19 protein-coding genes and 1 pseudogene are annotated in these 26,077 nt (G+C 74.4%); 12 read left to right on the top strand and 8 right to left on the bottom strand.

Annotated elements, in window-relative coordinates:
- The first annotated feature begins 8 nt into the window (after positions 1 to 8).
- Entirely contained in the window at positions 9 to 788 is a 780-nt protein-coding gene (gene pspM / locus EV376_RS12545) for a phage shock envelope stress response protein PspM (RefSeq protein WP_130322885.1), read from the top strand.
- Between the two features lies 1 nt (position 789).
- On the opposite strand, the gene EV376_RS12550 is transcribed toward pspM, so the two are convergent.
- Together EV376_RS12550 and EV376_RS12555 are read right to left on the bottom strand one after the other, a co-directional pair.
- A complete protein-coding gene (locus tag EV376_RS12550) occupies positions 790 to 2,478 on the bottom strand; it encodes a hypothetical protein (RefSeq protein ID WP_130322887.1) in 1,689 nt (562 codons plus the stop codon).
- 96 nt (positions 2,479 to 2,574) lie between these two features.
- Positions 2,575 to 3,249 (bottom strand): hypothetical protein, encoded by a 675-nt coding sequence (locus tag EV376_RS12555; protein ID WP_130322889.1) that lies wholly within the window; start codon positions 3,247 to 3,249, stop codon positions 2,575 to 2,577.
- A 420-nt stretch (positions 3,250 to 3,669) separates the two neighbouring features.
- Between EV376_RS12555 and EV376_RS12560 the strand changes: the two genes are divergently transcribed.
- Together EV376_RS12560 and EV376_RS12565 are read left to right on the top strand one after the other, a co-directional pair.
- A complete protein-coding gene (locus EV376_RS12560) occupies positions 3,670 to 4,158 on the top strand; it encodes a SigE family RNA polymerase sigma factor (protein WP_130322891.1) in 489 nt (162 codons plus the stop codon).
- Positions 4,148 to 4,813: a hypothetical protein gene (locus tag EV376_RS12565; RefSeq protein WP_130322893.1), complete on the top strand. Its 666-nt coding sequence runs from the start codon at positions 4,148 to 4,150 to the stop codon at positions 4,811 to 4,813. The genes EV376_RS12560 and EV376_RS12565 overlap by 11 nt, the downstream gene beginning before the upstream one ends.
- A gap of 150 nt (positions 4,814 to 4,963) precedes the next feature.
- Here EV376_RS12565 and EV376_RS12570 read toward each other — a convergent pair whose 3' ends face one another.
- The 5 genes from EV376_RS12570 to EV376_RS12590 form a co-directional block, all read right to left on the bottom strand.
- Positions 4,964 to 8,638, bottom strand: coding sequence for a hypothetical protein (locus tag EV376_RS12570; RefSeq protein WP_130322895.1), 3,675 nt, complete (start codon positions 8,636 to 8,638; stop codon positions 4,964 to 4,966).
- Between the two features lie 234 nt (positions 8,639 to 8,872).
- The gene (locus EV376_RS12575; RefSeq protein WP_130322897.1) at positions 8,873 to 9,499 is read right to left on the bottom strand and encodes an OmpA family protein; all 627 of its coding nucleotides are present in this window, start codon (positions 9,497 to 9,499) and stop codon (positions 8,873 to 8,875) included.
- Positions 9,483 to 10,088, bottom strand: a complete 606-nt coding sequence (locus EV376_RS12580; RefSeq protein ID WP_130322899.1) for a hypothetical protein — start codon at positions 10,086 to 10,088, stop codon at positions 9,483 to 9,485. Before EV376_RS12580 ends, EV376_RS12575 begins: the two co-directional genes overlap by 17 nt.
- A gap of 86 nt (positions 10,089 to 10,174) precedes the next feature.
- Positions 10,175 to 10,975 (bottom strand): DNA-formamidopyrimidine glycosylase family protein, encoded by an 801-nt coding sequence (locus EV376_RS12585; protein WP_130322900.1) that lies wholly within the window; start codon positions 10,973 to 10,975, stop codon positions 10,175 to 10,177.
- A gap of 57 nt (positions 10,976 to 11,032) precedes the next feature.
- Positions 11,033 to 11,818, bottom strand: coding sequence for an S-adenosyl-L-methionine hydrolase (locus EV376_RS12590; protein WP_130322902.1), 786 nt, complete (start codon positions 11,816 to 11,818; stop codon positions 11,033 to 11,035).
- A gap of 245 nt (positions 11,819 to 12,063) precedes the next feature.
- Here EV376_RS12590 and EV376_RS12595 point away from each other — a divergent pair, with 245 nt between their 5' ends.
- Positions 12,064 to 12,612 (top strand): hypothetical protein, encoded by a 549-nt coding sequence (locus EV376_RS12595; protein WP_130322904.1) that lies wholly within the window; start codon positions 12,064 to 12,066, stop codon positions 12,610 to 12,612.
- Positions 12,613 to 12,617: 5 nt separating this feature from the next.
- Here EV376_RS12595 and EV376_RS12600 read toward each other — a convergent pair whose 3' ends face one another.
- Entirely contained in the window at positions 12,618 to 17,222 is a 4,605-nt protein-coding gene (locus EV376_RS12600; protein ID WP_130322906.1) for an ATP-dependent helicase, read from the bottom strand.
- A 176-nt stretch (positions 17,223 to 17,398) separates the two neighbouring features.
- Between EV376_RS12600 and EV376_RS12605 the strand changes: the two are divergent.
- From EV376_RS12605 to EV376_RS12640, 8 genes and pseudogenes are all read left to right on the top strand, one after another.
- Positions 17,399 to 17,752 (top strand): annotated as a pseudogene (locus EV376_RS12605) (hypothetical protein); the annotation flags it as partial.
- Between the two features lie 515 nt (positions 17,753 to 18,267).
- Positions 18,268 to 21,099, top strand: coding sequence for a Na+/H+ antiporter subunit A (locus EV376_RS12610; RefSeq protein ID WP_130322908.1), 2,832 nt, complete (start codon positions 18,268 to 18,270; stop codon positions 21,097 to 21,099).
- Positions 21,096 to 21,572, top strand: a complete 477-nt coding sequence (locus tag EV376_RS12615; RefSeq protein ID WP_130322910.1) for a Na(+)/H(+) antiporter subunit C — start codon at positions 21,096 to 21,098, stop codon at positions 21,570 to 21,572. Before EV376_RS12610 ends, EV376_RS12615 begins: the two co-directional genes overlap by 4 nt.
- A 22-nt stretch (positions 21,573 to 21,594) precedes the next feature.
- Positions 21,595 to 23,103 carry a Na+/H+ antiporter subunit D gene (locus tag EV376_RS12620; protein WP_130322912.1) on the top strand — a complete coding sequence of 503 codons (1,509 nt, stop codon included), beginning with the start codon at positions 21,595 to 21,597 and terminating at the stop codon, positions 23,101 to 23,103.
- Between the two features lie 55 nt (positions 23,104 to 23,158).
- Positions 23,159 to 23,710 carry a Na+/H+ antiporter subunit E gene (locus EV376_RS12625; RefSeq protein WP_130322914.1) on the top strand — a complete coding sequence of 184 codons (552 nt, stop codon included), beginning with the start codon at positions 23,159 to 23,161 and terminating at the stop codon, positions 23,708 to 23,710.
- A complete protein-coding gene (locus EV376_RS12630; RefSeq protein WP_130322916.1) occupies positions 23,710 to 23,973 on the top strand; it encodes a monovalent cation/H+ antiporter complex subunit F in 264 nt (87 codons plus the stop codon). Before EV376_RS12625 ends, EV376_RS12630 begins: the two co-directional genes overlap by 1 nt.
- Entirely contained in the window at positions 23,973 to 24,314 is a 342-nt protein-coding gene (gene mnhG, locus EV376_RS12635; protein ID WP_130322918.1) for a monovalent cation/H(+) antiporter subunit G, read from the top strand. Before EV376_RS12630 ends, mnhG begins: the two co-directional genes overlap by 1 nt.
- Positions 24,315 to 24,505: 191 nt before the next feature.
- Complete coding sequence (locus EV376_RS12640; protein ID WP_130322920.1) at positions 24,506 to 26,077, top strand: M20/M25/M40 family metallo-hydrolase; 1,572 nt, start codon at positions 24,506 to 24,508, stop codon at positions 26,075 to 26,077.

Raw genomic sequence — 26,077 nt, forward strand, 5'->3', positions numbered from 1 at the left:
GAGGCTACGTGGCAGACGAACGAAGCCGTTACTTCCGGCGACTGGGCCGGCTGCGGCGGTCGGCCCGCCGATGGAGCGTCATGGCCGGCGGGCTCGGCGGCGCCGCGGCGGTGCTGACGCCGTACGCCGGTCTGGGTCTTCCGGACGCGGCCTGGGCCGCCGGTGCCGGCGGTGCGATCGCGCTGGCCGCGTGGCGCTGGATCGACCTGCGTGCCCTGGCCGCGCAGCCGGCGCCGCCCCCGCTGGACCCGGCCGAGGCCGCGGCCCGCTCGCGGGCCCGGCTGGTCGCCGCCGTGGAGCGCCTGCCCGTCGGTCCCGGCGTGCTCGCGGAGGTCCGCCGGGTGCGGTCCCGGGTCGCGCTGCGGGGCACCAGCGCCGCCGAGCCGTGGGCCCGGCTGGACCGGGCCTCCCTCACCTTCGCCGGGCTGCGGAACCGCCTGACCGGCCTGGCGGAGCCCGCGGTCGGCGAGGCCGCCACCGCCGACCGGTCACTGCGGGAACTCGCCGCCCGGGTCGCCAACGTCGAACGCGCGCTGCGGCTCGCGTCACCCGAGGCCCGGCCGCCGCTGGCCGAGGCGCACGCGGCCCTGGTCGCGCAGCTGGAGAGCGGCGTCGCCGCGTACGAGCGGCTGGTGGTGGCCGCCGCCGGCTACGTCGCCGAGAACGCCCGACCCGACGGCGAGCACCCGGCGGCGGCCGGGCTCACCGAGGCGACGGACCTGCTGCACGGGGTGGCCTCGGCCCTGGCCGAGCTGCGCGGCGTCGGGCCGACCCTCCGCACCCCCTGACTCAGAGGGCGAGCGGAAAGCCGGCCGGGTCCGGGTTGCTGGCCGCCAACACTGCGGCGGTTGCGCGCAGCGGCGAGTCCAGCGGTGCGCCGACATCGTCAAGCGGCCCACTGCACGACAGGTCGGCGCCGCACAGGCCGGCCGCCTGCAGCGCCTGCACAGGGATGGTTTCGCCGAGGACCCAGGCGGCGATTGCGGTGGCGACGACCGAGGGTTCGGGGACGGAGCCGTCCCCTACGGCGGAGGCGTACAGGCCGTTGACCGCGAGCCGCCGCAGCATCGACCTGCTGTCCTCGCGGTACGCGGCGTCGCCGGTGATGCGGAACTTGAGCTCGCTGGCCGCAGCGAGGAAGACGCTCGTGCCCGCCGGCTTCGCTGCCGAGGCGGGTCTGGCGGCGGTGACCCGCTCGCCGTGAAGCCAGCCGTCCACGAGGGTGGGCAGTGTCTGCATTGTCGCGGGCGCGGCGACCGCCTCGGCCAGCGATGCCGGTGTCGGAGCTGCCCGGCCAGGGCTGTCCAGCAGCTTCGCGAGCATCGCCAGACTGGCGGCGCTCGCGGGGCTCGGCGTCGAGCGCCGCTTCGTCCACGCGATCAGCTGCGGCTCGTACTCCGACAACGTGCCGGTGGCGATCGCGATCCGGACACCCGCCACCGAGCTCTGGATCGCGTTCGCCATGGCCGGGGCGGCCGGCCAGCCGCCGATCGTCCAGGGGGGCGGGGATGGCTTGGGAACGCAGCCCAGCCCGACCGCGATCGCCGTCGCCTGCGCATCCACCTCGGAACGCTCGTTGATCCGCACGCCGCCGGCGGTGACGAGCAGACCTCGGCATATCTGGCCGGTCGGCCACGGCGTACTTTTGGCCTGCGCGACCAGTGGGCGAAGCGCGTCGGCGGCGGTCAACCGCTCGAGCGGGATCATCGCCGGCAGCTGTGACCGAACCCAGTCGAGCTGTCGAGCGAGGTCGGGCTGCGAACGGCTGAGCCGGTGCGGGTCTACCGACGTCAGAACGGGAACGACGACGGCGAACAGGTCGCCCGGCCGGCGCGAGGAGAGTGCCTCCGCGAGCTTTCCGTCGAGGGCGGCCGAGACCTCGGCCGGGGGGTGCTGCCCGACGGCGTTGAGGACCCGGAGGGCGATGGCGGTGCTTGCCCAGTCGCCAGCGGTTGACGTGACGTCCGACTTGTAGAGCGGGCCGGCTCGGAGTTGTTCGACGAGCGTGGCCACGCGCGGCCCGTCCACGGCGAGCTTGAGCGTGGTCGCCAGCATGACCGCATGGTCCAGCACGGCCAGACGGGGCATACCTGCGGTGTCGGCATCGCCGGACTGCGCTTCGCCGTAGAGCACGGGCAGCAGCCACGAGGCGACGACCTCGCGGTCGAGTCGGTCGCCCCATTGTGGATCACCGTCGATCGCACGCTGCCACCATGCGGTGTCGTACAGGGACATCGCGGTGGCGGGGCGACCGCCGTCGTCGACGAAATAGCCGGCGGTGCCGTCGGTGGCCCAAGCATGTTCCAGCAGTCCCTTCGGCGTTCGCCGTTCGGCCGGCTGCGCGGACGCGGGTTGCTGCTGGACTGCGTCGGTTCCTCCGCCGTCGGCCGAAGTCCGCGTTGCGATCGCGATGCCCGTCGCGGCGACGGTGATCAGCGCGGCGAGGGCGAGGCCGTACGGGCGGGAGGGGAACTTCATTGATCGGGCTCCGATCGGGAAATGCCAGGCTTTCCGGGGCGTATGATCGCCGGTTGGAGCGGTGGCACTTCACCTGCCACCGCTCCAACCTTCATCTCAGTTGCCCTGTACGTGGTACCAGCGGTTGCTGAGCAGGATGTCGCCCTGGTCGCGGAAGTACACGGTGTTGATGTAGGTGGCGTCGATACTCACGCCGGCCGAGTAGTTCAGCGTCACCCGCCAGGTGTTGTTCACCGCGCCGGGCTGCCAGGTGATGGAACTGCCGCTCTTCGTGAACCCGACTCCCGGGGGCAGCGACGGCGACACGTCGACGCCGCCGATCCACCACTTCATGGAGGCGTTGATCGTGGTCGCGTTGAACGGCGAGGAGCCCAGCCAGCTGATTTCGGCGTAGTTGTTGCGGTACGTGGCGGTGCAGGTCCAGAATCCGCAGCCGGTGGTCCAGTCGGTGTAGCCGTAGGCACGGAAGCTCTGGCTCCCCGCCGGGCCGCTGGCGTAGCCCTGGCTGACCAGGTGACCGGAGCCCATGGTGCTCACGCCACCCTCGGTGCCGTACTTGTCGAGCCACTGCTCCTTGCTGTCGCCGGTGCTCAGCGGCACCGACACCGTGCCGGCGCCGTCCTGCTGGACGACCCGCATGCCCGGTGCGGCAGGCGCGTCGGGCTTGGCGGCCGGGCCGGGAGACGCGGTCGCGACGCCCTGCGCGCCCATCATCACAACGGCGGCGACCAGTGCAGTGAGCCCGGCGGCTCTTCTGACGAAATTGGCCATGTGGTTCCCTCTCCTCAAGGGCTTGCGCCCGAAGGGATTTGCCCGGATGGGCAAGCAGGAACGTATCCACGGTCGGTGGCGGCCCGCTGCCCCGTCGGGGCGCGCGAGCAGTCCGCGCTGTCACCCTTGGTCACCAGAAAATCGAGCTTCGCCTATTGATCACGGGAAGATTCCGGCCTTTTGACTACCGTCGATCGCAGTCTGTCATTTCCGGATAACTACTGTGATCCCTATCACATCAACCCGTAAGCGCCGACGGGTCGTCGGAGCCGCCGGGCGCCCAGAGGGGGGTGAGATCGTGGCGCTGACACCGCGAGCAGCGGCACGAAGGGCCCAGCTCAGCTTCGGCGCGGCGGGTACAGGCATACCGAGCGTGGAAACCCGGTGGAACCGATCGGACCGGTCGTGCGCCTTTCAAACATGCAGCCACTAGACCTCGACGCGGTCGAGCCGAGCATGAACGGCGAGTTTAGTGAGCTCTATCTGCGCGGATACCGACGTCTGGTCGTGCTGGCGTATTCGGTGACCGGGTCGGTGGAGCAGGCAGAGGAAATCGTCCAGGAGGCGTACCTGCAGCTGTTGCGGCGGTGGGACAAGGTCGACGCGAAGGAGGCCTGGGTACGCCGGGCGGTCCTGAGCCTGGCGACGAGTTGGCTGCGCCGCCAGATTCTCGAACGCAGGATCCGCCAGGACGGACGCGCCGAGCCGGACACCGCTGCGTACGTGCACCTGCGGATCCTGCTGCAGCGCTTGTCTCCGCGCCAGCGTGCCGCTGTGGTCCTGCGCTACTACGACGGCCTCAGCGAGCGCGAGACCGCGGCCGCGCTGGGCTGCCGGCCCGGCACGGTGAAGTCGCTGCTGAGCCGAGGGCTGGCGAAGCTTAAGGAGGAGTTGCGCCATGCGGAGTGACGATGACAGGTGGGTGCGGGACCGGCTCGTGCGGGCGATCGACGCGGCGGCCAGGGAACTGCCGCTGCGCTACGGCGACCGCCGCGCACTCGCCGAACTGGCGACACCGACCCGACCACGGATGTCACGGCGGCTGAGGGTCTTCTCGCTGGCGATCGTGGTGGGGGCGCTGCTGGGGACCGGGGTGGCTGTTGCCGCGGGGCCCGGTCGAGACCGGGTCGCCGAGGACTTCACCCGCCTGCATCCCGACAAGTCGCAGGTGTCCGAGGCCGGTGTCGAACCGCACGTCCTCGTCGGGGAGGTTGCCCAGCCGGATGGAACGCGCTCACGGCTCTACGTCACGACCCGCACCGGTGACCGCCTCTGCTGGGACGTCGTGCAGGTGGGTGGTTCCGGCGAGCCGCTCAGCAGCGTCGGCTTCTGCCGCGAGGTGCCGGGGGCCTCGTTGGACTCCGTCTCCGGGGTGCTGATCGGCTACGCGCCCGGCGACGGCGCGGTGTCGGTCACCGTCACGTCCGGCGGTACGTCGGTCGTCGCCGACGTCACCCGCAACAGCTTCGTGCTCCCCGCGGCTCTGGCGGCGCCCGGTGCGTCAGTCGTCGTGCGGGTGGACTCGCCGCAGTCGCCGCCGCCGGTGGTCGTGGTCGTCGACTAGGCACCCCGGACCGCCGGTGTCCCAGCAGCATCCAGGTGCGCGCGAGGGCCGCTCCGGTCCATGGTGCACGACGCGATCCCCCTGCCGGGTCCGCAGCTCGCGCCGCGCTACCCGGACGCCACTGATCGGCCCGAGGGGGTGACGGCGAGCTCAGGCCGGCGTGGTCACGGCGGCGGGAGCGGTGAACGGGGACGTGCCGACCACATTGAACGCGCGGATCCGGTAGTGGTAGGTGACCCCACGGGTCAGGCCGGTGTTCGTGAAGCCCCGGCCGGTGACCGTGAACGTGGCCACCTCGCGGGTGAACGCCGCGTCCAGGGCCCGCTGCACGGTGAACCCCGCTCCCGGCCCGGCGGGCGTGCTGGCCGCCCAGCCCAGGATCACCGTCGCGGTGTCCGGGGCCGGCGCGGTCACCGTCACGGTGACGGAGGTCGGCACGCCGGGCCGCGGCGGGGTCGCCACCTGGGCCACCGTCGACCACGGTGACGCCGACCCCAGGTAGGTCGTGCGTACCCGGTAGTAGTAGATGGTCTCGGGAGCGACGGCCGCGTCCAGGTGGGTGTCCCCGACACCGATCGCCGTGGTTCCCGGCCCGCTGGTGAACGTCGGGTTGGTGGCCCGCTGCACGTCGATGCCGGTGGCGAAGGAGCGGTTTCGCCACCGCAGCGCCACCCGCAGCGGCGCGGCCGGCGGCACCGTCGCGGCGAGCCCGGCCGGCGCGGTGAGCTGCACCGAGGCGGGCGCGCTGTTGGACCACGCCGAGCAGCTGACCGCGTTCTCCGCCCGGATCCGGTAGTGGTAGGTCACCCCGGGGGTGACGGTGGCGTCGGTGTAGCGGGTTGCGGCGGCGGCCACGGTGATCGCCGTCAGCCCGTCGGTGAACGACGCATCGGTGGCCCGCTGGAGCAGGTGGCACGTGGCGGCCGGTTGGCTGCCGTTGCCGGTCCAGGCCAGCGCGATCGCCGGGAGCGCGGTGGCGGACCCGGGGGCCGGCGTCGCGGTCAGGCCGGTCGGTGCCTTCGGCGCCACCCGCAGCACCAGCGGCCGGCTCATGCCCTGGTCCCGGTGGCCGGCGAGCTGGCTCTGCCAGCGGTACTCCCAGCCCAGGTTGGCGAGCTGGTTCTGCACCAGCGTCGGCCGGCCGTCCACCGGGCTCACCGGCGTCGAGCCGGTGCGGACACCGGCCGGCCGACCCGGGTCCAGCAGCCGGACGCTGTCCCCGATCTTGAACGGCAGCGGCGGCGCGACCGGGCGCAGCGCCACCACCGCGTCCTCCCGGGGATTGACCCGGACCACCTGCTTCCAGCCCAGCTCGTTCGCCTCCGGCGGCCGGAGCGTGCCGTCCCACCCCACCCGGTTGACCAGCTGCAGGTCGACACCGTCGAGCCGGATCGGCTGGGTCTGCCGGCTGGCGCCGCGGATCCGCCACAACTGGCTGCCGTCGGAGGGTGCCCCCACCGGCGTCGCGGGATCACTGACCTGCACCACCTCGGTGGCCGGGTCGGTCGGGCCGAGCGGCAGGGCGGCGGGGGCGAGCGGGCCGCCGTGCGGGTGCCCGACGCCGAGCCGCCCGGCGAGCCGGCCGTGTGCGGGCTCGAAGACCTGCTGGACGGCCTTGACGGCGAGCGGCAGCAGGACCGGGGCGCCGCCGCCGGCCGGGGTGAAGCTGACCGTGCTCGCGTGTACCGGGACCAGGGTCTCGGCGGCGGTGCGGGTGCCGAACGCCGCGTCGTACGCGGGCTGGGGCACGATGGGCGGCCGCTGGCTGGCCGCGTACGCCCGGGGCAGCCGCTCCCGCAGCCGGGCCAGGTCGTAGCGGGGCGCCGGGGAGCCGTCCACCCGGAACTGGAGCAGGGTCCGCGTGTTCGGCCCGTATCCGGGTCGGCTCGGCGGTGTCCCGCCCTCGGCGGTGAGGTCGGGAGCGTCGCTGTGGTGGTCGTACCGGGGGTCGAGACCGGGCAGCGGGGCCGGGGCGTCGTTGTAGAGGATCAGCGTGCTGCCCGGGGTGATCCCGGCGAAGTCGACCAGCACGTCGGCCTGCTCCCCGGGGGCGAGCAGCAGCCCGTGCCGGTCGATGTTGAGCACGGTGGCGTCCCGCCGGTCGTACCGGTAGGTCACCGGCTGGTTCGGGATCACCACGGGCGCCGGCAGCAGGCCGGCCTCGTTGCCGATCTGCACCAGCTCGGGGCCGGCGGCGCGCGGGTCCGGCACGCCGCCCTCGCGCCCGTCGGTCGGCCATCCCGCCGGCCGGCCCGGCGCCCGCACCGCCGCCACCATGGGTACCTCGCCGGCACCCGGGTCGGCGAGCCCGCCGTCGGCGCTCCACATCGGCCCGGCGGCGCGGGCCCGGTAGAGCTGGAGGTTCAGGCTGCGGTCCAGGCAGGCGTTGAGGATGCGGAACCGGTAGGTCCGCGGCTGGACCGCCAGCCATGGGTACGCCACGCCGTTGACCAGCACCGTGTCGCCGTACGCGTCCGGTACCGCCGACGGGTGTGGCACCCCCGGTGTCATCGGTGGCTCGTCCGGTGCGCCGACCGGGTCGTGGTGCGGGTTCGGCACCGGCCCGGGGAGGGGTGCCGGTCCGGCGCCGTTCGGCCCGGACGCGCCGTCGGGCCCGCCGGTCGGCTCGGCGGTACGCGACCACGGCCCGTAGTCCCACCGCCCGGTCGGGTTGCCGCCGTCGTCCCGGTACGGGTTCTGCCGTGGCTGGTAGACGTGCGGGTGCCACAGGCTGCCCCGGGCGCCCCACCGGTCCCGGTCCCAGGTCGGGTCCTCGCGGGCCAGTTGGCTGTCGTCGGGCACGAACGTCTTGTCCTCGAAGACCAGCGGGATCTGGTCGGCGGGCAGTACCCCGTCGGCGACGAGGCGCTCCTCGGCCGGGTCGGTGAGCAGGTAGAGCCCGAGCTGCCCGGAGTAGACGGTCAACCGGGCCAGCCCGACCGTGTTGTCGTGGAACGCGAGCAGCCGTCCGCTCTGCTCGTTCGGGTAGTAGAGCGTGGTGGCGCCCGCGCCCGGGTGCGGCATGTCCGGCACGTGGGTCAGGCCGGGGCCGGTCGGGTACGGGGTGATCTCACCGGCCGGGGTGATCCACTGCCACGGGTTGCCCGCGCTGATCCAGCCGGTCTGCGCGCCGGCGAGGTGGAGCACGGCCCGGTTCTGCGGGTACGGTGCCGGACCGTCGAGCGGCCCGCTCCCGGCCCCGTCGACGGTCGGGTCGACGGGCAGGAACAGCTCTCCGGCGCGACCCGTGGGCAGTTGGTTGATGAACTTCACCCGGACCGGCCGGCCGCGCCGCGCGACGATCACCGGACCGAGGTGTACGGCGCGCTCCGGCGGCGCGACGGTGTTGTGGCCGGCCGGATCGGTGCCGAGGTTGAGCTGCCGGTAGCCGCGCAGCCGGGTGGCCGGCAGATCCCGGTGGAGGCGCTGGGTGTGCTCCCGCAGGCCGATCTCGTAGTAGTCGCAGCCCGGGTAGGTGATGGTGTCGGGCACGGCCAGCGGCAGGCCGCCGACCGGGCCGGTGCCGACCGGGCCGCCGTCAGTGGTGCCGTTCGGGGCGAGGGTGGGCAGCGGGTCGACGAACTTGCGGATGCCGGTGCCGGGCACCACCCCGCCCTGGGCGTCCAGGACCGGCAGCGGGCTGTGCGCGTGGTTCGGCACCGGCCCGAAACAGCGGGGGAGCGCGGCCGGATCGAGGCTCGCCGGCGCGGGCGGAACGTCGGCGCTCCGGGCCGCCGGCACGACCGGGCCGGTGTGGTCGGGAGAGCCGGCCCGGCGGGCGGGCCGCTCGGCCCACGGGATCCGGAGTCTGCGGAACAGGTCCATGGCTCTCCCCGGCGTCGGGCGCGACGCCGGCCACCTCGGCGTGGCGGCGGACGCGCTGAACTGACGGTGTGTGAGCACTCAACCGCAGCATGCGACCCGGGTGGGTGGGTTAGGAAGTACCCAATCGTCCCTATCTGGCCCGCCGCGCCAATTCGTGACCCCGCCCCCGGAGTGTCCCGCCCGACACGCCGTCCCCGCGGGCAGCGGTGGCCGGCCGGGACGCTCGGGCCCGCCTCACCGGTCGAACCGGATCTCCACGCGCCGGTTCTTCGTCCGGCCCGCGGGATTGTCCTTCCCGTCCACCTGGTTGGGGGCCACCGGCCGCTGCTCGCCGAAGCCCTCGACCCGGAGGGTGACCGGCGACTGGCCCAGCAGCTCCGTCAGCGCCGCCCGGACCGCCTCGGCGCGTCGGCGCGACAGCGCGAGATTGTCCGCGTCGTCGCCGACCGAGTCGGTGTGCCCCTCGATCTGGACGGTGCCGCGGGCCTGGGACCGCAGCCGCTCGGCGACCTCGGCCAGCCGGGCGCGCGCCGCCGGTGACAGCTCGGCCTCGCCGAACGCGAAGAGCACGTCGGCGGCGAGGGTCAGCTCGATCCGGGACGTCGACTCGGCCTCGATGCTGCCGTCGTCGATGCTTTCGGTGCGGACGAACAGGTCCAGCGCCGGCGTGGCGATGTCCAGCACCGGCCGGATGACCTCCGCGCCGGGGGCGACCTCCGGGCCGGGCACGATCACCGGCTCCGCCGCCGGCGAGGGCGCGGCGGACGGACCGGCGGCGGCCCGAGCGGCCGGATCGACGACCAGCAGGCAGACGGTGAGCGCGGCGAGCACCGCCGCGACCCGATCAGCCGAGCGGAACATTCTCGAACACCGGCACCCGGGGGATGACCACGTCGACGGCGGCCACGTCGTCCGGCGGGGCGCCGAACGTGGCGTACAGGTGGATGGACTGCCCGGCCGCGACGAAGACCGACGCCAGCCCGGACGACGCCAGGTACTCCTCGCGGGCCGTCCGGTCGTCCTGGTTGCGGCCGGCGCCGGGATTGACGCGGGCCACCAGGTGTCGCTTGCGGTTCTTGCGGTCCACCAGGGTCACCCCCGCGAAGGTGTGCGAGATGGTGTCGCCCTGGAACGCGTCGGCGACCTGCCAGCGGTCGCCCGGCGTGCCCTGATCGGTGCGGGTGAGCTTCACGTTGACGGTCACGAACCCGTCCCGGCGGCGGAGCTCGTACAGCTCGACCCGCACCGGGATGACGGTGCCGCCCTTGCTGATCTGGAAGTCCCGGGTGGCCACCACCTCGCCGAGATTGTTGACAGCGGGCGAGGGTACGGCCTCGCCGCGTGGCTGGCCGACCGGCCCTTCGGTGCTGCTCAGGAGGCCGCAACCGGTCAGCGTCAACGCCACGGCGAGCGCCCAGGCACCCGCGTACGCCATCTTGGTGGAGCGCACCGAGACCTTCCTTCCCGTGCGGCGGCCGGAGGCCGCGGCGCGCGTTCCCCGGGCTCGCCCGGAACGGTTCAGGACAAGAGCGTCGATCATAACGACGCGGGCTGGCAGGCCGGACACCAGTACGTGACCCGGTCACCCAGCTCCTCCTTGCGGATGGCGGTGCCGCAGCGGCGGCACGGCTGCGCGCGCCGGCCGTACACATAGCTGGTCTGCCCGCGGTGCAGCGACCCGGTGGTGCTCTGCGTCCAGCGCCCACGGTTGGCGGCGAGCAGCCGCTGTGCCAGGGCGACCGTGCCGGCGAGGTCGGGTACCGCCCGCACCGGCGTCCACGGTGACAGCCCACGCAGGAACAACACCTCGCACTTGTAGAGGTTGCCGATGCCGGCGAGGTTGCGCTGGTCGAGGAGCGCCTCGCCGATGGTGGTGTCCGGGTGGGCGGTGAGGCGCCGGACGGCCTCGGCGGCGTCCCAGTCCGGGCCGAGCAGGTCCGGCCCGAGATGGCCGACGAGCCGGTCCTCCTCGGCGCTGGGCACCAGCGCCAACTCGTGCAGGTGGTACCCCACGGCCACCGCCTGCGGGCTGCGCAGCACCGCCCGGATCAGGTGCGCCGGGCGGGCCGCCCAGCGTTCCCCCGGCGCGTACGCCCGCCAGGCGCCGTCCATCCGCAGATGCGAGTGCAGCGTCCAGCGCTCGCCACCGCCGGACGGCGGCGACTCGAGGCGCAGCAGCAGGTGCTTCCCGCGGCTGGCCGACTCACGCACCGTCCAGCCGGTCAGGTCGGTGGTGGCGAGCTGCGGCACGCGGAAGTCGCTGCCGGTGAGGCGGGCGCCGGCCAGCGCCCGCTGGAGGACGCGGGCGGTGTTCCAGACGGTGTCGCCTTCGGGCACCGCTCCATCCTCCCTCCACACCCGCCGCCGGGCCGGTCCGTCCCCGGCCGCCGGTCGTCACCCGGCGGTGACGCGCAGCAGGTCGCCCGGCGTCACCGCCAGCAGGTCGGCGGCCCGGCCGCCGTGCACCGCGACCGCGACCAGCCCGGCCGAGTCCACGTGCACCACCAGCCCGCCGGGCGGCGCGTCACCGAACGTCCGCCCGTGCACCGCCACCTGGTGGGCCACCCGCAGCGTGCGGGGCAGCGGCGCCAGCAGCGCGGCCGTCGCGGCGAGCTGCACGTTGCCGAAGTGGTCCACCGTCAGCACCTCGGCGGTGAAGCCGTCCGGCTCCGGGCGGACCAGCGGCGTGGGGAGCCGGACCAGGGTGTCCGGGTCGACCGGCGGGCCGGCGTCGGCGAGCGGCGCGCCGAGCGCCAACCGGGCCGCGACCGGCGCGAAGACGTCCCGGCCGTGGAAGGTGGCGGACACCCGTGCCCCGAGCAACTCGGGATTCGTCAGCTCCACCGCCGTGCGCACCCCGCCGAGCGCCGCCGCCGCGCCCGGCAGCAGGCCGTTGTCCGGCCCGACCAGCAGCCCGTCCCCGGCGGCCAGGGCGACCGCCCGCCGGGCGGTGCCGACGCCCGGGTCGACGACGGCGACGTGGACGGCCGCCGGCAGGTACGGCACGGTCTGCGCGAGCACCGCGGCGCCCCGCCGCACGTCACCGGCGGGGATCAGGTGGGTCACGTCGATCACCCGGACCGCCGGCGCGAGCCGGGCGATCACCCCGTGGCAGGCCGCCACGAACCCGTCGGCGAGGCCGTAGTCGGTGGTGAAGGAGATCCAGGGGAGGGCCGCCATGTCGCGAAAGGCTAGTCCGCCGGAGCGAGCCGGCGTTCCAGGACCAGCGTTCGTCGTGCAGCGCGTCCACCGCCGCCGGTCCCCGCTCGCCGGAGCCCGTCGCTGCCCCCGCCTTCCCGTCGATGCCGCGCCGGATCGTACCGGCCGGGCCGCTGACCTGCGGCGCGGCGGGGACGGCGGATGTCGGACAGTCCACTGGCCGACCGGCCCATACCGCAGCCGAAGTGGGTTGGCAGACTGCCAGGGTGACCAACCGGACCCTGCCCGCCGTCGCGGTGCTCGCCATCGCCGCCGCCCTCACCGCCGCCTGCGGCGACGACAACGACAAGTCCTCCGGGGGTGCCTGGGGGGACGGCGCCCGCCCGCCGTCCGCCGGCGCCACCCCGTCGGCGGCCCCCGCGCCCGGTGAACCGGCCGGGCCGGAGGCCACCGGCAGCACCGAGCGCCGGCCCACCGCCAAACCGAAGGCGCCGCTGCCGTCCCGATCCAAGGGCGCCCCCGCCGCCCGGGAGGTCGTCGCCGCGTTCAAGGCCGCCGGGCTGAAGGTGACCAACGCGAAGGACCGGTCGGTCGACTGCGGACCGGACGGGCTCGGCCTGGGCTGCTCGGAGCTGATCGCCACCGACGGGGTGACCGTGTACGTGTTCCCGGACGAGGTCAGCGCGAAGGAGATCGCCGAGACCTGGAGCGGCCAGTCGTTCCAGAGCGGCGCGGTGGTGCTCAACTACCTGGAGGCGAAGACCCCGGCCGCCCAGCGCCCGAAGTACGAGAAGGCGCTCACCGAACTCAGCTGACCGGCTCAGCCGCGCAGCCGCAAGCCGCGCGGGGTGGCCCGGAAGCCGGCGGCGGTCAAGGCGTCGCGAAGCGGTGACGAACGCACCGCCTCGCCGTCGGCCCGCTCCACCGAGATCGTGCCGAGCGCGCCGCTGTGGACCGCGTCGGCCAGTGCCTTGCCGGCCGCGGCCAGGGCGTCGGCCTCGTCGGTGAAGGAGAGCAGCGTCCGGCCGCCCCGCTCGACGTAGAGCACGAGGTCACCGGCGGCCAGCACGACCAGGGCACCGGCCTTGCGGCCGGCCCGGTGCCCGGTCGCCGGCGCGGCACCGTCGCCCGAGTCGACCGCCCGCTCCGGCCAGGGCAGCGCCGCGCCGTACGGGTTGGCCGGATCGCTGGCGGCGAGGACCAGGGCGGAGCCACCGCGGGCCCGCCCACCGTCGGCGGGGTCGGCCAGCGCGCGCAGCCGGTCGACCGCGCCGGGCACCGCGAACTGGGCCGCCCCCAGCCCCTCCACGAAGTAGCCCCGGCGGGCGGCGCCCCGCTCCTCCAGCGCGGACAGCACCGGGTAGACCGCGGCGAAGCCGCCGGGGACCTGCTCGGCGACGACCGCGCCCCGGGTCACCACGCCGTGCCGCTCCAGCAGGACGTCGGCGAGGGCGGCGGCGCGCCGGGTGGGGTCGGTGTCCCGCTCGGGGAGGCGTGACCACCGGCCGGCGACCGTCGGCGGGCCGCTGCGTGACGGCAGGGCGACCCGTCCGGGGCGCCGGTAGCGCGTGCGACCGGCGGCCGGGCGGGACCGGTGCGCGCCGCCGCCGCCCAGCGCCGCGCGGAGCGGGGCGAGGGTGTCGTTGGTGAGGTGACCGGCCCAGACCAGATCCCACACGGCGGCGGCGAGCGCCGCGTCGTCGGTGGCGCCCAGCCGGTCGGACAGGGACCGGAAGAACAGCGCCTGCCCGTCGCCGAGGGCGTCGAACACCGCCTCGTGCAGCGGGGTGAGGGCGAGCGACCCGTCGGGCGGGGGGAGCAGCAGCGGCGCGGTGTCCGCGTACGCGAGCGTGACCCAGCCGTCCCCGCCGGAGATCGCCCCGGAACCGGCCCACACCACCTCGCCGCTGGCGCACAGCTCGTCGAGCTGGGCGGGGGAGTAGTCGGCGACCCGGGCCGGCAGCACCAGCCGCTCCAGCGCGGACCCCGGCACTGCGGCGCCCTGCAACTGCTCGACCGCCGCGGCGACCGCCTCCACACCGCGCGCCGACGACCCGACCTGCTGCCACCTCGGCAGGAACGTCGCCAGCGCCCGGGGCGGCACCGGCTCGATCTCCCGGCGCAGCGCGGCGAGGGAACGGCGGCGCAGCAGCCGCAGCACCTCGGCGTCGCACCACTGGGTGCCGACCGTGTCGGGCGCGAACTCCCCGGAGACCACCCGCCCGGCGGCGGCGAGCCGGCGCAGCGCCTGCTCGACCACGAACACGCCCAGCCCGAACCGGGCGGCGCAGGTCGCCGCCGCGAACGGGCCGTGCGTGCGGGCGTACCGGGCGACCAGGTCACCGAGCGGGTCGGCCACCGGCGCCAGGTACGCGTCGGCCACCCCGACCGGCAGCGCCACGCCGAGCGCGTCCCGCAGCCGGGCGGCGTCCTCCACACCCACCCAGCGCTCCGCGCCGGCGATCCGTACCCGCAGCACCCGCCGGGCCGCCGCCAACCCGGCCAACCACTCCAGCGGCACCCCGCGCTCGGCCAGCTCCCCGGCGCTGAGGTCGCCGACCACCCGGAGCAGCTCGACCACGTCCTCCGCGTCGCGGGGGCGGCGCTGCTCGGTGAGCCACCGGAGCTGGCGCTCGGTCTCCGCGAGCACCGCCGGGTCGAGCAGCTCCCGCAGGTCGACCCGGCCGAGCAGCTCGCCGAGCAGGGCCGAATCCAGCGCGAGCGCGGCGGCCCGCCGCTCGGCGAGGGGAGCGTCGCCCTCGTAGAGGAACGCACCGACATAGCCGAAGAGCAGGGACCGCGCGAACGGCGACGGCTGCGGCGTCTCGACCTCGACCAGGCGGACCTTCCGGGCCGCCAGGTCGCGCATCAGCGCGGCGAGCGCGGGCTGGTCGAAGACGTCCTGCAGGCACTCCCGGGCCGCCTCGAGGGTGACCGGGAAGTCCGCGTACTCCCGGGCGACGTCAAGCAGCTGGGCGGCCCGCTGCCGCTGCTGCCAGAGCGGCTGGCGCCGGCGCGGGTCGCGACGGGGCAGCAGCAGCGACCGGGCGGCGCACTCCCGGAACCGGGCCGCGAACAGCGCCGACGTGCCGACCGACTCCTCCACCAGCTGGGCGATCTCGTCGGGGTCGAAGACCACCACGTCGGCCCCGGGCGGCTCCTCGGCGGTGTCCGGCAGGCGGACCACGACGCCGTCGTCGGACGGCATCACCTGGGCGTCCACCCCGTACCGCTCGGTGAGCCGGCGGGCGATCGCGAGCGCCCACGGCGCGTTGACCCGCGCGCCGAGGACGCTGTGCACGGCGAGTCGCCAGTCACCCAGCTCGTCCCGGAACCGCTCGACCACCACCGTGCGGTCGTCCGGCAGGGCGCGGGTGGCCGCCTGCTGCTCCCGCAGGTACGCCATCAGGTTGCCGGCGGCCCAGTCGTCCAGCCCGCCGGCGCGCAGCGCGGCGACCGCGTCGTCGCCCTGGCGCAGCAGCGTGCGGACCCGGGCGCCGATGGCCCGGCCCAGCTCCACCGGCCGGCCCGGCTGGTCGCCCTTCCAGAAGGGCATCTTGGCCGCCTGGCCCGGCGCGGGGGAGACCAGCACCCGGTCGGGGGTGATGTCCTCGATCCGCCAGGACGACGAGCCGAGCAGGAACACGTCGCCGACGCGGGACTCGTAGACCATCTCCTCGTCCAGCTCGCCGACCCGTGCCGCCCGCTCCGCCCCGGCCAGGAAGACGCCGAACAGGCCCCGGTCGGGGATGGTGCCGCCGCTGGTCACGGCGAGCCGCTGGGCGCCGGGCCGGCCGGTCAGCAGGTCGGCGGCCCGGTCCCAGACCAGGCGGGGACGCAGCTCGGCGAAGGCGGTCGACGGGTACCGCCCGGACAACATGTCCAGTACGGCGTGCAGGGCCGAATCCGGCAGCTCGGCGAACGGCGCGGCGCGGCGGACGACGGCCGCGAGATCGCCGACCCGCCACGGGTCGAGCGACACCATCGCCACGATCTGCTGGGCCAGGACATCCAACGGGTTGCGCGGGTAGTGCAGCTCCTCGATCGCGCCCCCGGTCATCCGCTCCGCCACCACGGCGCAGGAGAGCAGGTCGCCACGGTGCTTCGGGAACACCACGCCGCGGGACACGGCACCGACCTGGTGCCCGGCGCGGCCGACGCGTTGCAGGCCGGCCGCGACGCTCGGCGGCGCCTCGATCTGCACGACCAGGTCGACCGCGCCCATGTCGATGCCCAGCTCCAGGCTGGAGGTGGCCACCACCGCCGGAAGCTGCCCGGACTTGAGCGCCTCCTCGATGTGCTTGCGCTCCTCGCGGGAGACGCTGCCGTGGTGCGCCCGGGCGATCACCGCTGGCGCACCCGCCACCGCCCCGGCCTGCGCCATCAGCTCGGCCGGCGGCCGAGCGGCGCGCGCCGGCCCGCCCCGGGTGTCGGCTCCCGGTGCGGCATCGGCCAGCTCCTCGGTGGCCAGCTCGTTGAGCCGGGCGCAGAGCCGCTCGGCGGAACGGCGGGAGTTGGTGAAGACGATGGTCGAGCGGTGTGCCCGGATCAGCGCGAACACCCGCTCCTCCACGGCCGGCCAGATCGACGCGCGGCGCGGGCCGGGACCGCCGAGGTCGTCCTCGGGCAGCTCCTGCTCGTCGAGGCGCGTCATGTCCGCCACGGGGACGGAGACACCGACCTCGATGGTCTTGGCGGTGGGCGGGGCGACCACGTCGACCGGCCGGGCCCCGCCGAGGAACCGGGCGCACGTGTCGACCGGCCGGACGGTGGCGGACAGGCCGATCCGCTGGGCGGGGGCGGGCAGCAACTCGTCGAGGCGTTCCAGCGACAGCGCGAGGTGGGCGCCCCGCTTGGTGCCGGCGACCGCGTGCACCTCGTCGACGATGACCGTCTCGACGCCCCGCAGCGAGTCACGGGCGGCGGAGGTGAGCAGCAGGAACAACGACTCGGGGGTGGTGATGAGGATGTCCGGCGGGGTGCGCGCGAAGGCGCGCCGCTCGTCCGCCGGGGTGTCGCCGGTGCGCATGCCGACGGTGATCTCGGGCGGGGTGCGGCCGAGGCGGGTTGCGGCCTGCCGGATGCCGGCGAGCGGGGTGCGCAGGTTGCGCTCGACGTCGACCGCGAGTGCCTTGAGCGGGCTGACGTAGAGGACCCGGCAGCGCCGGCGGGGATCGGCCGGAGCGGGCTCGCCGGCGAGGCGGTCGAGCGACCAGAGGAACGCCGCGAGCGTCTTGCCGGAGCCGGTCGGTGCCACCACCAGGGCGTTGCGACCGGCGCGGACGGAGCGCCAGGCGCCCGCCTGGGCGGCGGTGGGCGCGGCGAAGGCGGCGCCGAACCACTCCCGGGTGGCCGCACCGAACGCGGCGAGCGCGTCGCCCGTGGCCGGCGCGCCAGCCGTCTCGCCACCCGTCCCCTTCGCCACGCTCCCATCCTGCCCCGGCGGTGTGACAACGTCCCCCGACGGCGGTGGTGTTCTGTCCGGTCGAACGCCGAAAATGGTTGATATGACGATGAATACGTTAAGTCTCACTTAACTGCTTGCTTGTGACCCACAACATAAAGTAACTTCACTCGCGACGCGGGCGGGCGGAGGGGTCGATGACGGTCGAGAAGCGGAAGGTCGAGCCCGGCACCGACGTGCTCATCCGCAAGGTCGACAGTCATCTCGCCGCCGTCCGCGCCGGCCTGACCGGCCCCGAGCTGGAGCTCGCCGAACGCCTCGCCCACGTGCTGCGCGAGCTGGTGGCGTCCACCGCCCGGGCCAGCGCCGCCGACCGGGGCCGGGTCCGCGCGGCCGTGCACTTCTTCGTCCTGCGCCGGGAAAGCCGGGGCCGGTTGCTCTCGGTGCGCTCGCTCGCCGCCGCCCAGCGGGTCGTCAACCGCGTCGCGCTCCAGCTCGGCCGTCCCGACCTGCTGGTGGAGGCCCGCCGCGACCGTCCGGGCCGCGAGCCGGCCCCGCTGGCCGACAACCGCGCCGGCGCCGACCGCGCCGGCGCCGATGCTGACCTCGCCGATGCTGACCTCGCCGGCGCCGGCCTCGCTGACGCCGAGGTGGCCGCCCGCTGACGGCACCGCCCGGTGCCGGCCGCGGCCGTCCCGTGATCCCAGGCAACGCCCGGCCGTCGGCGTCGCGCCGTCCCGTCGTCCCGCGGAACGACGGGACCGCGGCGGGCCCGCCGGACTGCCGCCCGAAGAGGCGGCCGCCGGACCGTCGCCCGGAGCGGCGCCCACCGGCGCCATGGCGGCCAGGGTGGGCTGAGAGAAAGCACGAATTCCCGTAAAACAACCACAACTCCGGGCGATCTGACGTCTTATCGCACCTGGGGCACGGTTCGCCAGGTGTCGGTCCGCCCGGCGGCCGCCGGGCGGACGGCCGACCGCGCCCTGGTCCGACGCCGCCCACGACGGGCGGCTCGCGCGGGGCGGACCGGCCCGGCGTGCCGCCGCCACCTCGACCGGGAGTGTGGGTGCTCGTACTGCTGATCCTCCACCTCGTGGCGGCGCTCGTCGCGCCGTCGCTGGTCCGGCGGTGGGGACCACGTGCCTGCTATCCGCTCGCGCTCGCGCCCGCCGCCGCGTTCGGCTGGGCGGTGGTCCGTACGCCCGCCGTCGCGCACGGTGGCGCGGTCGTCGAGACGTACCCCTGGATCCGCCAGCTCGGCCTCCATTTGGCCCTGCGGATGACCACTCTGTCCTGGCTGATGACCCTGCTCGTCGGCGGGGTCGGGGCGCTGGTGCTGGTCTACAGCGGCCGGTACTTCGGGCGCAAATCGTTCGGCGTCGCCCGCTTCGCGGCCGTCCTGGTCGGTTTCGCCGGGGCGATGCTCCTCCTGGTCCTCGCCGACGACCTGCTGCTGCTCTACGTCGGCTGGGAGCTGACGACGGTCTTCTCGTACCTGCTCATCGGGCACAGCACCGAGCGGCGGTCCAGCCGCTGGGCCGCCGCCCAGGCGCTGACCGTCACCACGCTCGGCGGACTGGCCATGCTGGTCGGGTTCGTCCTGCTCGGCGAGCACGCCGGCACGTACCGCTGGTCCGAGCTGTCGGCCGGCCCGTTGCCGGGCGGTCCGGTCCTGGTGACGGCGGTCCTGCTGATCCTGGTCGGGGCGCTGTCCAAGTCCGCGGTGCTGCCGTTCTCCGCCTGGCTGCCGGCGGCGATGGCGGCACCGACGCCGGTCAGCGCGTACCTGCACGCCGCCGCGATGGTGAAGGCCGGCGTCTACCTGATCGGGCTGCTCGCGCCCGTCCTGGCCACCGTCGGGCCGTGGCGCCCGGTGGTCACCGTCGCCGGGCTGGCCACCATGGTCGCCGCCGGCTGGGCGGCGCTGCGGCAGACCGACCTGAAGCTGCTCCTGGCGTACGGGACGGTGAGCCAGCTCGGCCTGCTCGTGGTCCTGGTCGGGGCGGGCACGCCGGAGGCGGCGCAGGCCGGCGTGGCGATGCTGCTCGCGCACGCCCTGTTCAAGGCGGGGCTCTTCCTCGTGGTGGGGATCGTCGACCACGGCGCCGGGACCCGTGACCTGCGGGAACTGTCCGGCCTGGGCCGCCGGGCACCGCTGCTGGCCACCGTCGCGGTGCTCGCGGCGGCCTCGATGGCCGGGCTGCCACCGCTGCTGGGCTTCGTGGCCAAGGAGAGCATCTTCGCCGCGTTCCTCGAACAGCCGCTGGTGCTCGCCGGGCTGGTCGCCGGCACCGCCCTGACCGTCGCCTACAGCGCCCGGTTCCTCTGGGGGGCCTTCGGCAGCCGCCCCGGCCTCGCGCCGACCGACGTCGGCCGGGTCGCGGTGCCGATGCTGGTCCCGCCCGCGGTGCTCGCCGGCGTCGGGCTGGCCGCCGGTCCCGCCGCCGGCCTCCTCGACGGCGCGCTGCGCCCGTACGCCGAGCTGTTCGGGCCGGTCGGCACGCACCTCGCGCTCTGGCACGGCCTGAGCCCGGCGCTCGGCCTCTCCGCGCTCGCCGTGGCCGCCGGCCTGGTGCTGTTCGCGCTGCGCGGGCCGCTCGTCCCCGTCCTGGCCCGGCTGCACGTGCCCGTGACCGGAAACCAGGGATACCAGTGGATCGTCGGGCGGTTCGACCGGCTCGCCATCGAGGTCACCGGTGCCACCCAGCGGGGCTCGCTGCCGCAGTACCTGGGCACCATCCTGCTCGCGATCGTGGTGGTGCCGGGCAGCTCGCTGCTGGTGAGCCGCCCGTGGCGGGAACAGGTCGCGCTGTGGGACACCCCGCTCCAGCTCGTCGTGGTGGCGGTGGTCTCCGTCGCCGCGATGCTCGCGGTGGGCGCGCGGCGCCGGCTCACCGCGATGCTGCTGGTGGGGGTGACCGGCTACGGCAGCGCGCTGCTCTTCATGCTGTTCGGTGCCCCGGACCTGGCGTTGACCCAGTTCCTGGTGGAGACCGCCACCATCGCCGTCTTCGTGCTGGTGCTGCGCCGGCTGCCACGGCAGTTCTCGGTCCGCCCGCTCCGGCGCAGCCGATGGGTGCGCCGGGGGATCGGGATCGCCGCCGGGCTGATCGCGGCCGGGCTGGCGCTGGCCGCCGGGGCCGCCCGGACCGTACCCACCATCTCCGCGGAGTTCCCCGACCTGGCGGTCACCGAGGGGCACGGGCGCAACGTGGTCAACGTGACCCTGGTGGACATCCGCGCCTGGGACACGATGGGCGAGTTGGCGGTACTGGTGGTGGCCGCGACGGGAGTGGCGAGCCTGGTCTTCCTGCGTGGCCGCACCGGCCCCCGCCCGCGACGGGCGGTGCGCTCGACCCAGCCGCAGCAACCGGGCCAGCCGATCTGGCTGCGCGGCGGCCTGACGTTGAGCGCGCGGCACCGTTCGATCGTGTTGGAGGTGATCACCCGGCTGATCTTCCACACCGTGGTGGTCTTCTCGCTGTTCCTGCTCTTCTCCGGGCACAACGCGCCGGGCGGTGGCTTCAGCGGCGGTCTCGTGGCCGGCCTGGCGCTCGCGGTGCGATACCTCGCCGGTGGCCGGGACGAACTGGTCGAGGCCGCCCCGGTGAGCGCCGGCGTCGTGCTGGGCGCCGGACTCGGCCTCGCCGTCGGCTCCGGCGCGGTCGGCCTGCTCCTCGGCGCCCCGGCCCTGGCCAGCACGAGGGTCGACCTCTGGCTGCCGCTGATCGGCGACTTCTACGTGATCACATCGCTCTTCTTCGACGTCGGGGTCTACCTGGTCGTCGTAGGGCTGGTGCTGGACATCCTGCGCAGCCTCGGCGCGGAGGTGGACCGGCACATCGAGGCCGACGGCCGGGCCGGTGGCCTGGCCGTCGAACGCGAGGGGGCACCGTGAGTCCCGGCGCCGGGGGGCCGGTGCTGGTGCTGGCCGTCTTCGTCGGCGTGCTCGTCGCCTGCGGGGTCAGCCTGCTGCTGGAGCGCAGCCTGACCCGGATCCTGCTCGGGATCATCCTGCTCAGCAACGGCGTCAACCTGCTCATCCTGCTCGGCGGGCGGGCCGGTGCGCCCCCGGTGGTGGGCACCGCACCGGCCGGTGCGATGAGCGACGTGCTGCCGCAGGCGATGGTGCTCACCGCCATCGTCATCACGTTCGGCCTGACCGCGTTCCTGCTCGCCGTGAGCTACCGCAGCTGGTACCTGACCGGGGACGACGAGGTGCCCGACGACATCGAGGACCGGCAGGTCGTGCGCCTGGCCGAGCGCGACGAGGCGCCCACCACCGACCGTGGCGGCGAGGGGCCGGACGCCGACCCGGAACAGGTCGACCCCGGGCTGCGCCGCCACCGTCGCGCGGAGGGTTCCGAATGACCGGGTACGCCGGGAGGTCCCGGTGAGTCGCCTGGTGCCGCTGCCGGTGGTGGTGCCGCTGCTCGGTGCCGCGCTGACCCTGCTGCTCGCCGCGTGGCCGCGGGTGCAGCGGGCGGTCAGCGTGACCTGCCTCGCCGCCACGCTGACGGTCGCCGTGGCGCTGCTCGTGCAGGCGTACCGGCACGGACCGATCGTCGCGGAGATCGGCGGCTGGTCGGCCCCGGTGGGCATCGTGCTGGTCGCCGACCAGTTGGCCGCGCTGATGCTGGTGGTGTCGGCGGCGGTGACGCTGTGCGTCCTGCTCTACTCGATCGGGCAGCGGCAGTGGGAGACCGGCACGACGGCGACCCCGGTGGCCATCTTCCACCCGACCTACCTGGTGCTCACCGCGGGCGTGACCAACGCGTTCCTCGCCGGCGACCTGTTCAACCTCTTCGTCGGCTTCGAGATCCTGCTGGCGGCGAGCTTCGTGCTGATCACGCTCGGCGGCACCGAGACCCGGATCCGCACCGGCTCGACGTACGTGGTGGTCAGCGTCCTGTCGTCGATGACCTTCCTGACCGCGGTCGCGCTGGTGTACGCGGCGACCGGCACGGTCAACATGGCCCAGCTCGCCACCCGCCTGGACGCGCTGCCCGACGGCGTACGGCTCAGCCTCCAGTTGATGCTGCTGGTCGCCTTCGGCGTCAAGGCGGCGGTGTTCCCGCTGTCGGCGTGGCTGCCGGACAGCTACCCGACCGCACCGGCCCCGGTCACCGCGGTCTTCGCCGGCCTGCTCACCAAGGTCGGCGTGTACGCGATCATCCGCACCGAGACCCTGCTCTTCCCGGACGGGCGGGTGGCCGGCCTGCTGATGGTGGTGGCCGGCCTGACCATGCTGGTCGGCATCCTCGGCGCGGTCGCCCAGTCCGACATGAAGCGGCTCTTCTCGTTCACCCTGGTCAGCCACATCGGCTACATGATCTTCGGAGTGGCGCTCAGCACCGTCGCCGGGCTCTCCGGGGCGATCTTCTACGTGGTGCACCACATCACCATCCAGACCACGCTCTTCCTGGTCGCCGGCCTGGTCGAGGTGCGCGCCGGCAGCACCGACCTGCGCCGGCTCGGCGGGTTGTCCCGGGTCGCCCCGCTGCTCGGGGTGCTGTTCTTCGTCTCCGCCATGAACCTCGCCGGCATCCCGCCGTTCTCCGGGTTCCTCGGCAAGCTGGGGCTGTTCCAGGCGGGCGTGGCGGCCGGCGGCGTGCTGCCCGCCGTCCTCGTCGCCGCCGGCGCGCTGACCAGCCTGCTCACCCTCTACGTGGCCTCCCGGGTCTGGAACGTCGCCTTCTGGCGGGCGCCCCAGCTGGCCACCAGCGAGCCGACGGTGCGCCTGCCGTCGCTGATGGTCGGTGCGACGGCCGCGCTGGTGGCGCTGGGCCTGACGCTGAGCGTGGTCGCCGGGCCGCTCTTCGACGTGACCGCGGACGCGGCGGCTGACCTGATCAGCCGCACCCCGTACGTGCGGGCCGTCTTCCCGGAGGGGACACCGTGAGCGCGCGGAGTGCGCCGGGTCTGCGAGCCCCGCAGTCGCCAACAGAGGCGGCACCGTGAGGGCGCGGGTCATCCGATGGCGCGACCAGCTCGTCACGTACGGCTGGCTGGTGCTGGTGTGGAACCTGCTGTGGGGTGACTTCTCCTGGGAGAACCTGTTCGGCGGGCTGCTGGTGGCCGCGGTGGTACTGGTGTTCTTCCCGCTGCCGCCGGTCACCTTCGGCGGTCGGCTCCGGCCCGTTGCCGTGCTGTCGTTCCTGTTCCGGTTCGCCGTCGAACTGGTCACCGCCAGCCTGCACGTGGCCCACATCGCGGTGCAGCCGGGCTACATCCCATGTGGCGCGATCATCGCGGTGCGACTGCGGGTGCGCACGGACCTCAACCTGGCGCTCACCGCCGAGGTGATCTCGCTGGTGCCGGGCACGCTGATCGTCGACGTGGACCGCGGCCGGGGCGTGCTCTACGTCCACCTGCTCGACGTGCACGAGCCGCGTGACCTGGGCGCGGGGCGGGAGCAGGTGCTGACCATCGAGCGGCGGATCGTCCGGGCGGTGGGCTCCTCCGCCGAGGTACGCCAGCTCGACCAACCCGCCGAGAGGGGAACCTGATGACCGTCTTTCTCGCCGTTGTCCTGTCCGCGCTGTTGTCGCTGACCGCGCTGTTCACGCTGGTCCGGCTCTACCGGGGCCCGTCCCTGCTGGACCGGGTGGTGGCCGCGGACATGTTGCTGGCCACCTTGGTCGGCGCGGTCGGCGCCGAGGCGGCGATCAACCGGCACGCCACCACCCTGCCGGTGATGGTGGTGGTGTCCCTGCTGGGCTTCATCGGTTCGGTCGCGCTGGTCCGCTTCGCCGCCCGGAAGGACCGCTGATGCTCGCCGCCGTCGCCGACTGGCTCGGTGCGGCCTTCCTGATGGCCGGCGCTCTGCTCAGCCTCACCGCCGGGATCGGGGTGCTGCGCTTCCCGGGCGTCCTGGACCGGATGCACTCGGCCACCAAGCCGCAGACGCTGGGCGTGCTGCTTCTGCTGGCCGGGGTGGCGCTGCGGCTGCGGTCGAAGGAGGACCTGGGGATGATCGCCCTGGTGGGTCTCTTCCAACTCGCCACGGCTCCGGTGTCGGCCCAGATGATCGCCCGGACCGCGTACCGCACCGGGCACGTCGACCGTGCCTGCCTGCACGCCGACGACCTGGAGGGAAGGACCCCCTATTAGCGTCTCCGGTAGCGAAAATACCCCTTCGCGACGCCGGCCCGGCGCGTCGCAATTGCGGCTGGGTGGCGATTCCGGCGGCTTGCGTCTTGCCGGAGGGGGCGTCCCGCTGCACTCTTCGCAGTGATGGTCATCGATCGGTGACCGGACGCGCGGTCGCGCCCACCGGTGCGACCGGGAGCCCCGGAGGACCCATGACACCCCGTACCCCCCGACCCACCTGGCTGGCCGTTCTGGCCGCCGCGGCCGCGGCGGCCCTGACCGCGTCGGCGGCCGGCGCCGCCCCGGCGGCCGGCGTCGCCCCGGCGGTGCCCGACCTCGCGGCGGCCGCCGTCGCCGCCCCGGACATCCCCCTCGCGAACGTCAAGGCCCACCTGACCCAGTTCCAGTCGATCGCCAACGCGAACGGCGGCAACCGGGCGCACGGCCGGCCGGGCTACCTCGCCTCGGTCAACTACGTGAAGGCGCAACTCGACGCGGTCGGCTACACCACCACCGTGCAGTCGTTCACCTACAACGGCGCGACCGGCTACAACCTCCTCGCGGAGTGGCCGGCGGGCGACGCGAACTCGGTGGTCATGACCGGGGCGCATCTGGACGGCGTCACGGCCGGGCCGGGGATCAACGACAACGGCTCGGGCTCGGCGGCCATCCTCGAGGTCGCGCTCGCCGTGCCGCGCACCGGATTCAGCCCCGACAAGCGCCTGCGGTTCGCCTGGTGGGGCGCGGAGGAGTTGGGGCTGCGCGGCTCCCGCCACTACGTGAACAACCTGTCGACGGCCGAGCGGGCCAGGATCAAGCAGTACCTCAACTTCGACATGGTCGGCTCGCCGAACGCCGGCTACTTCGTCTACGACGGCGACAACTCCGACGGCGTGGGCGCCGGTCCCGGCCCCGCCGGCTCCGCGCAGATCGAGCAGACCATCCAGGCGTACTTCAGCTCGATCGGCGTGCCGACCCGGGGCACCGACTTCGACGGCCGCAGTGACTACGGGCCGTTCATCTCGGTCGGCATCCCCGCCGGAGGCACGTTCACCGGCGCCGAGGGCATCAAGTCGAGCACCCACGCGTCGCTCTGGGGCGGTACGGCGGGGCAGGCCTTCGACCCCTGCTACCACCGCTCCTGCGACACCACGGCCAACATCAACGACACCGCGCTCAACCGCAACGCCGACGCGATCGCGTACACGGTCTGGGCGCTGGCCCAGGCGGCGACCCCGCCGGGCAGCACGGTGTGGAGCGACACCTTCGAGACCGCCACCGGGTGGACCCGCAACCCGGCCGGCACCGACACCGCGACCGCCGGCGTCTGGGAGCGCGGAGACCCCGCCGCGACCAGCAGCTCCGGGGTGACCACCCAGCTCGGCACCACGGTGAGCGGCAGCTACGACCTGGTCACCGGCGCGGCGGCCGGCAGCAGCGCCGGCACGTACGACCTCGACGGCGGGGTCAGCACGATCCAGTCGCCGGCGATCACCCTGCCGTCGACCGGGACGCTCACCCTCTCGTTCTCCTGGTACCTCGCCCACCTGAACAACTCGAGCAGCGCCGACTACCTGCGGATCCGGGTGGTGGGCAGCGGCACGGTGACCGCGCTCAACGCGACCGGGGCGGCGAGCAACCGGGCCGCAGCCTGGCAGACCGGCAGCGCGGACATCTCCGCCCTGCGGGGACAGACGGTACGGATCGTCGTCGACGCTGCGGACGCCAGCACCGCCAGCCTGGTCGAGGCGGCGGTCGACGACGTGCGAATCACCCAGAGCTGA

Source organism: Micromonospora sp. CNZ295, assembly GCF_004217535.1.

Bases quoted from the DNA above. Each gene is read 5' to 3' on its own strand.
- EV376_RS12570 (WP_130322895.1), bottom strand. From the start codon at position 8,638: ATGGACCTGTTCCGCAGACTCCGGATCCCGTGGGCCGAGCGGCCCGCC.
- EV376_RS12550 (WP_130322887.1), bottom strand. From the start codon at position 2,478: ATGAAGTTCCCCTCCCGCCCGTACGGCCTCGCCCTCGCCGCGCTGATC.
- EV376_RS12575 (WP_130322897.1), bottom strand. From the start codon at position 9,499: ATGTTCCGCTCGGCTGATCGGGTCGCGGCGGTGCTCGCCGCGCTCACC.
- EV376_RS12555 (WP_130322889.1), bottom strand. From the start codon at position 3,249: ATGGCCAATTTCGTCAGAAGAGCCGCCGGGCTCACTGCACTGGTCGCC.
- EV376_RS12590 (WP_130322902.1), bottom strand. From the start codon at position 11,818: ATGGCGGCCCTCCCCTGGATCTCCTTCACCACCGACTACGGCCTCGCC.
- EV376_RS12640 (WP_130322920.1), top strand. From the start codon at position 24,506: ATGACACCCCGTACCCCCCGACCCACCTGGCTGGCCGTTCTGGCCGCC.
- EV376_RS12565 (WP_130322893.1), top strand. From the start codon at position 4,148: ATGCGGAGTGACGATGACAGGTGGGTGCGGGACCGGCTCGTGCGGGCG.
- EV376_RS12630 (WP_130322916.1), top strand. From the start codon at position 23,710: ATGACCGTCTTTCTCGCCGTTGTCCTGTCCGCGCTGTTGTCGCTGACC.
- mnhG (WP_130322918.1), top strand. From the start codon at position 23,973: ATGCTCGCCGCCGTCGCCGACTGGCTCGGTGCGGCCTTCCTGATGGCC.
- EV376_RS12560 (WP_130322891.1), top strand. From the start codon at position 3,670: ATGCAGCCACTAGACCTCGACGCGGTCGAGCCGAGCATGAACGGCGAG.